At 73.2% G+C, this 6706-nt stretch carries 6 protein-coding genes; 3 read left to right on the top strand and 3 right to left on the bottom strand.

Annotation, left to right across the window (positions count from 1 at the left end; translation table 11 throughout):
* The 3 genes from GSF22_RS28520 to GSF22_RS28510 form a co-directional block, all read left to right on the top strand.
* A partial coding sequence (locus GSF22_RS28520; protein ID WP_208816887.1) for a hypothetical protein occupies nt 1-498 on the top strand: 498 nt, incomplete at its 5' end.
* Between the two features lie 159 nt (nt 499-657).
* Nucleotides 658-1026, top strand: a complete 369-nt coding sequence (locus GSF22_RS28515) for an FKBP-type peptidyl-prolyl cis-trans isomerase (protein ID WP_208816885.1) — start codon at nt 658-660, stop codon at nt 1024-1026.
* A 182-nt stretch (nt 1027-1208) separates the two neighbouring features.
* The gene (locus tag GSF22_RS28510) at nt 1209-2255 is read left to right on the top strand and encodes an SMP-30/gluconolactonase/LRE family protein (RefSeq protein WP_208816883.1); all 1047 of its coding nucleotides are present in this window, start codon (nt 1209-1211) and stop codon (nt 2253-2255) included.
* A gap of 127 nt (nt 2256-2382) precedes the next feature.
* Here the strand turns inward: GSF22_RS28510 and GSF22_RS28505 are convergent, their stop codons facing one another.
* From GSF22_RS28505 to GSF22_RS28495, 3 genes are all read right to left on the bottom strand, one after another.
* On the bottom strand, nt 2383-3669 hold the full coding sequence (locus GSF22_RS28505; RefSeq protein ID WP_208816882.1) for a L,D-transpeptidase: 1287 nt from the start codon (nt 3667-3669) through the stop codon (nt 2383-2385).
* 180 nt (nt 3670-3849) lie between these two features.
* Nucleotides 3850-5508, bottom strand: a complete 1659-nt coding sequence (locus tag GSF22_RS28500) for a right-handed parallel beta-helix repeat-containing protein (protein ID WP_208816889.1) — start codon at nt 5506-5508, stop codon at nt 3850-3852.
* A gap of 212 nt (nt 5509-5720) precedes the next feature.
* On the bottom strand, nt 5721-6706 hold a 986-nt coding region (locus GSF22_RS28495; protein ID WP_208816880.1), incomplete at its 5' end, for a dihydrolipoamide acetyltransferase family protein.

Below are 6706 nucleotides of genomic sequence, written 5' to 3'. Positions count from 1 at the left end.
GAGACCACCCGGGCGCGTGCCACCCGGTACGTCTTCGCCGCGATCCGGCTCGCGCTGGGTTGGACGTTCCTCTGGGCCTTCCTGGACAAGGCCTTCGGCCTCGGCCACGCCACCGAGGCGAAGAACGCCTGGATCAACGGTGGCAGCCCCACCAAGGGCTTCCTCACCTTCGGCACGGCCGGCCCGTTCAAGGACCTCTACAACGGAATCGCCGGCGCGGCCTGGGCGGACTGGCTCTTCATGACCGGTCTGGCCGGCATCGCGGTCGCCCTGCTCCTCGGAATCGGGATGCGGATCGCGGCGGTGACCGGTGGCCTGCTCTACGTGCTCATGTGGACGGCCGTCCTCCCTCCGGAGAACAACCTCTTCATGGACGAGCACCTGATCAACGCCGCCCTGCTGGCCGGACTGGCCCTGATCGGCGCCGGTGACACCCTCGGCCTCGGCCGGGTCTGGGCGAAGGTCCCCATCGTCCAGCGGCTCCCCTGGCTCCGGTAGCCCTCCCCGATCCGGGGGCACCACCATCCGGTGGTGCCCCCGGACCCCGTTGCGGGTCCCCCGGCCCGGCGTCCCCACGGGCGCCGGGCATCGGCGTACCACGATGCGGCAGGATCAACGGTGATCCGTACCGTTCCGCCGCGACAGGAGGGCACCGACATGCAGAAGCCCGAGGTTGGCCCGATCGAGGGCGCCCCGCCCGCCGATCTCGTCATCGAGGACATCACCGTCGGCGAGGGCCCCGAGGCCCAGCCGGGACAGCTGGCCAGCGTGCACTACGTCGGGGTCGCGCACTCCACCGGCCGCGAGTTCGACGCCTCCTGGAACCGGGGCCAGGCGTTCGAGTTCTCCCTCGGCGGCGGCCAGGTCATCCAGGGCTGGGACCAGGGCGTGGTCGGCATGCGGGTCGGTGGGCGTCGCAAGCTGACCATCCCGCCGCACCTGGGCTACGGCAGCCGGGGCGCCGGTGGGGTCATCAAGCCGGGTGAGACCCTGGTCTTCGTGGTGGACCTGCTCGGCGTGCGCTGAGCCGGCCGGAGCTGCTCGGCGTGCGCCGAGCCGTTGCGCCGGGCCTTGCGGTGCCGGTCGGATCGGACCGGCCGGCACCGCGCGGGGTCCACGACGGACAACCGGACGTGAGGACATCTTCCCGGTTGCGGACCTGGCCGGACCTCATCGGCACAGCCGCTCCGGTCCATCAGAATGAACCCATGTCGATCGGCAGCCGTCCCGCACCCCGCCTGATCCGTCCCGTCCGGGAACCGGCCACCGTGCCCCCGCCGCTGAGCGGCGCCTGGGCCCCGGACGACCAGCGGCTCGACCGGGCGGACCACTTCCCCCTCCCGGCCGGGCACCGGGGCCCGGAGGACGTGCTGATCGACCCGGCGGGACGGGTCGTCACCGGCACCGAGGACGGGCGGCTGTGGCGCTGGCCCGCCGACCCGGCACCCGGTACGGTGCCGTCCGTGCTGGCCGACACCGGGGGCCGGCCGCTCGGCATCGAACTCGACCCGACCGACGGCAGTCTGCTGGTCTGCGACTCCGAGCGGGGCCTGCTCCGGGTGACCGACGACGGGCGGGTCCGCGAGCTGACCGGTGCGGGTGCCGGCAGCCCGGTCCGGCTGGCCAACAACGCGGCCGTCGCCCGGGACGGCACGGTCTTTTTCTCCGACAGTTCCGACCGGTTCCCGCTGTCGCAGTGGAAGCGGGACATGCTGGAGCACCGGCCCAACGGGCGGCTGCTGGCGTACCAGCCGGACAGTGGCCGGATCACCGAGGTCGCGGGCGGGCTCTACTTCCCCAACGGCGTCGGCCTGACCCCCGACGAGTCGGCGCTGCTGGTGGCCGAGACCACCACCCACCGGCTGCTGCGGATCGGCCTGCCGGACGGCCGGGTCGAGGTGCTGACCGACCTGCCCGCGTACCCGGACAACCTCTCCGCCGTCGGCGACGGGACGTACTGGGTGGCGCTGCCCAGTCCCCGGCTGCCGATCGCGGAGCGGCTGCTGCCGTACCCCCGGTTGCGACAGGTCGCCGCGCTGCTGCCGGACGCCCTGCGCCCGCAGCCGCGCCGGTACGGCCTGGTCGCGCTGGTCGACGGCGACGGCCGGGTGCTGCGGACCCTGCACGGCCCGAGCGGCCGGTACCCGATGGTCACCGGGGTACGCCAGCACGGCGGGCACCTCTGGCTGGGCAGTCTCACCGCCACCGGGCTGAGCCGGGTACCCCGGACCGGTGCCGGGGCACCCGGCGCGTAGCCAGCCGCCGCCGGACCGACCCGGGTACCCCGGACCGGTGCCGGGGCACCCGGCACGCGTGGTCAGCCGCCGCTGCCGGACCGACCCGGGTACCCCAGACCGGTGCCGGGGCACCCGGCACGCGTGGTCAGCCGCCGCTGCCGGATGAGGCCGGTGCCGGGGTACGGCCGGTGGGTGGCGCGACCGCGGCCGGGGCCGACGGCGCGGCGCTCGGGGTGGGCGCCGGTTTCAGGTTCGCCGGTACCGGCGGGGCGCTACCCCGGGCGAACTCCTCCCAGCTGACGTTCCAGGCGGTCCAGCCGTTGCCGGGGGTCAGCGGCACCTCGGTGCCCCGGACGGTGACCAGGTCACCGACCTGGGTGACCCCCATCAGCCAGTCCGCATTGACGCTGGAGACGTTGGCGCAGCCGTGCGAGACGTTGGTGTTGCCCTGGTCCCCCTCCGACCAGGGTGCGGCGTGGATGAACTCGCCGCCCCAGGTGAGGCGCTGGGCGTCCTCGACGTCCACCACGTATCCGCCGTCCGGTTCGCCCCGGGTGTCGAAGGTGGTGAACTCGTGCTTCTCCATGATCACCATTTTGCCGCTGGAGCTGGGCGTGCTCGGCTTGCCGAGGCTGACCGGGATCCGGCGGACCAGCCGCCCGTCGCGGAACACCGACATCTGCTTGGTCGCGTTGTCGATGTCCAGGGACACCTGGTTGCCGATCCGGGAGCTGGCGGTGCGGTCCGCGTCGCCCAGCCGGTCCTTGCCGATCGGCAGCCCCTCCAGGGCCGCCCGGACGCTGATCGTGCTGCCCGGTCTCCAGAAGTCCGGCGCCCGGTAGTACGCCTGGGTGCCGTCGTCGAGCCAACTCCAGGTGCCGGGTTGTTTCGGCTCGGTTTTCACGAACAATCGTCGCTGTACGTCGGCCCGGGCCTCCTTGGGAATTCCGGGATCGAATGCGACGGTGACGGGCATGGCGGTTCCGTACGTCCGGTTACCGGCGAAGTAGAGCGTACTGGTTATCGTCTGCCGGTCGGACTTCGCCATCGTGGTGAACGTCGTGTTCTGTGTCGCCGTCTGTCCGGAATCGTTTTTCACCGTCACGTCCGCCCGGTACGACCGCTTGTTCTCCAGGGGTTTCGCCGGCACCCAGGCGGTACCGTCCTCGCGCATCGTGCCGTCCACCGCCCGGCCCTTGTCGTCGCGGACCTTGACCTCGGCGACCCTGCCGTTCTTGACCTCCGTGCCGATCTCGGCGCTGATCGGCACGTCCCGGGTGCCGGCCGCCGGAGTGAGCGCCAGGGTCGGTGGCGCGGAGCGGGCGGCCGCCTGTCCGGCCGGCCGGGAACCCCGTTCGGTGCAGCCACCGAAGGCGACCGGCGTCAGCGCCAGAGTCGTCACCAGCAATGCGATTCGGCGCCTCTTATCCATGTGCCCCCCATTCACTATCCCCTGCGGCACATTCTGTATCGGCCGGGACCGGCCGGTTCGGGAATCGGGGAACAACAGTTCACCACCAGTGGTGGATGTCGTTTGCTCGCGGCGAAGATGCCGGAACGCGGAATTGCGGAGGTGACGTCCCGGTCGGGCGGCAACCGCCCCGGCGTCCGATCAGACCCGGTCCGGTTCGTCCCCGTTACCGGCCCACCGGCCGCCGACCGGCGCGGTGTCCAGGCGCAGCGCGGACCCCGCGTTGCCGGCCAGCTCGTTGTCCACCACCCGGCAGCCGACGCACCTACCCCGGTCGTTGATCCAGATCCCGTGGTCCTGGGTCTTCTCGTGCTGGTTGTCCCAGATCCGGTTGGCCCGGATGGTCGCCGAGTCCACCGGGGCCGCGATGGCGATACCGGCCCGTACCTCGGGCGCGGCCGGCAGCCGGTAGCCGGTCCCCGGCGCGGGCACCGGCCCGCTCCACGCCGTGGGCGCCCCGGGGCGTACCGGGGCGAGGGTGAGCACGGTGGCGGTGTTCGCGGTCACCACCGCGGTCCGCTCCCCGACCCGCAGCAGCTTGCCCCGGTGTCCGTCCGGCGCCCAGTCCGCCGTGGTGTCCACCAGCGTGGTCGCGGTGTAGGCGACGCTCGGCCCGGCGCCGGAGGCGGCCGGTTCCATCCGCCGCCCGTTGTTCCGGATCCGGTTGCCGACCAGCGCCGCGTCGGTCAGGGCCCGGTCCACGCGTACCCCGTCCAGGCTGTTGCCCCAGATCTCGTTGCCGTCGAGGACGATGTCCAGCGCCGGTTCCTGGTACCCCCGGCCGAGGTTGTGTTCCCGGTAGCCGTACCCGCCATTGCCGCTGATCCGGTTGCCCCGGATGGCGTACGGACCGGGGGTGTTGCCCACGCTGATCCCGTCCCGGACGTTGCCGTCGATCACGCAGTCGGCGACGATGCCGCCCCGGCCGGCCACCCCGGCCCGGCTCAGCGCCGACACGTCGAACCCGGCCTCCAGGTTGCCGAGCATGGTGCAGGCGGAGACGACCAGGCCGTCGGCACCCCAGTCGGAGATGCCGAACCGGTTGCCCTCGGCATGGCAGCCGACGATCCGGATCCCCCGGGGTCGGGGCCACCAGTCCTTCTGCAACTCGACGAAGATGCCGTTGGTGCCGTTGCCGACCGTGGTGCACGCGGTGATGCAGAGCCGCTCGCTGGTCCCCCAGCCGCCGATGCCGACACCGATGCCCGCACCGCCCAGGTCGCTGCCGTTGTCCAACCGTCCACAGCCGTTGGCGACCACCCCGGAGATGACCGTGTCCTGGAGGAAGTCGCAGCCCAGGCCGGTGGCGGCGGTGTCGTGGATGTAGAGGTCCTGGAACCGGCCCCTCAGCACGTACTGTAGGCCCAGTCCCTTGGCCCGGTGGTCGTACCGGGTCAGTGCGACCCCGGACCCGTCGATCTCGAACCCCGCGAAGACACAGTCGGCGAGGTGGTTGTCCCGGCCGGCACCGTGCTGTTCGGAGGTGAAGTGCGCCAGCGGGACCGGTTCGGCCCGGTTGCCTGGGTTGCCCAGCACGAACCGGGTGATCCCCGGACCGGCGCCGACCAGTGAGACCCCGCTGCGCCACGCCGTGCCGGCGTCCTGGATCGCGTACACCCCGGGTGGGCACCAGATCATTCTCGGCTGCCCGTCCGCGGCGTACGCGTCGCCCAGTTCGCTGACGAGTGCCGCCAGCGCCGGCTGGTCGTTGGTGACCCCGTCGCCGCGCAACCCGTACCGGCGGGCGTCGCGGACCAGTTCGTCGGGCGGGAGCCGGAGGGCGTGCGCCAGCCCGGACAGCGGGCCGTGGCGGACCTCGTACGGCAGCACCCGGCACCTCCTCCCACGACGGCCACCCGACGCACCCGGTTTCCCGCCGACCGCAGCGGGAAACGGTCCGTGTCGGGCGGGGAGGCACGGGTACACCGTGGCCCGGACCCGCGACGGGTCCGGGCCACGACACCGCCCCGGTGCCGATCGCGCTCAGCGGTTCGCGGTCGGCAGGGCCCCGGTCAGAGGTTCGCGACCAGCAGGGCGGGTCGTTCGACGCAGTCGGCGACGTACCGCAGGAAGCCGCCGGCCACCCCACCGTCGCAGACCCGGTGGTCGAAGGTGAGGCTGAGCTGCGTCACCTTGCGGACCGCGAGCTGCCCGTCGACCACCCACGGCTTGTCCACGATCCGGCCCATCCCGAGCAGCGCCGCCTCCGGGTGGTTGATGATCGGGGTGGAGCCGTCCACCCCGAAGACGCCGTAGTTGTTGAGGGTGAACGTGCCGCCGGTCAGTCCGGACGGCGGGAGCGTACCGGCCCGGGCCGCCGCCGTGGTGGTGGCCAGCTCGGCGGCGAGTTCGGTGGCGGTGAGCCGCTGCGCGTCCCGGATGACCGGGACGAGCAGGCCCCGGTCGGTCTGCGCGGCGATGCCCAGGTGCACCCCGGCGGACTGGACGATCCGCTGGTTTTCGGTGTCGACCCGGGCGTTGAGCTGCGGGTAGCGGCGCAACGCGGACAGGCAGATCCGGGCCAGCAGGGCGAGGATGCTGACCGGCTGGTCGGGCCGGGCGGCGTTGATCTCGGCCCGGGTGGCCAGCAGCGCGGTGGCGTCCACGTCGACCCAGACGGTCACCTCGGGGATCTCCCGCCGGCTGCGGGACAGCTTGTCGGCGATCGCCCGACGGATCCCGGTCAGCGGGATGACCAGGTCCTCCCCCGCTGCGGCGACCGGCGCCGGCCCGGCGGGCCGGTCGGTCGTCGGGGGCACCTCGGCGGGGGTCGCGGCGAGCGCCGCCTCGACGTCCGCCCGGCGGATCACCCCGCCCGGCCCGGTGCCGCGCAGCGCGGTCAGGTCGACGTTGTGGTCGCGGGCGAGCCGGCGCACGATCGGTGAGATGACCAGCCCCACCGCCGGGGCCGGGTCGGCCGCTGCCGCTGCCGGGGCCGGGGCCGGGACAGCCGGTACCGCCGCCGGCAGGTCGGCGGGCGGGACCGGCTGTCCCGGCC

Source organism: Micromonospora echinofusca, assembly GCF_017614955.1.
Lineage (GTDB): Bacteria > Actinomycetota > Actinomycetes > Mycobacteriales > Micromonosporaceae > Micromonospora > Micromonospora echinofusca_A.
Note: the sequence above shows the minus strand (reverse complement) of the source record. Positions and strands in the feature narration are given on the sequence as shown.

What these genes read in the sequence shown, in the direction of transcription:
- GSF22_RS28515 (WP_208816885.1), top strand. Translation starts at nt 658, where the DNA reads ATGCAGAAGCCCGAGGTTGGCCCGATCGAGGGCGCCCCGCCCGCCGAT.
- GSF22_RS28510 (WP_208816883.1), top strand. Translation starts at nt 1,209, where the DNA reads ATGTCGATCGGCAGCCGTCCCGCACCCCGCCTGATCCGTCCCGTCCGG.
- GSF22_RS28505 (WP_208816882.1), bottom strand. Translation starts at nt 3,669, where the DNA reads ATGGATAAGAGGCGCCGAATCGCATTGCTGGTGACGACTCTGGCGCTG.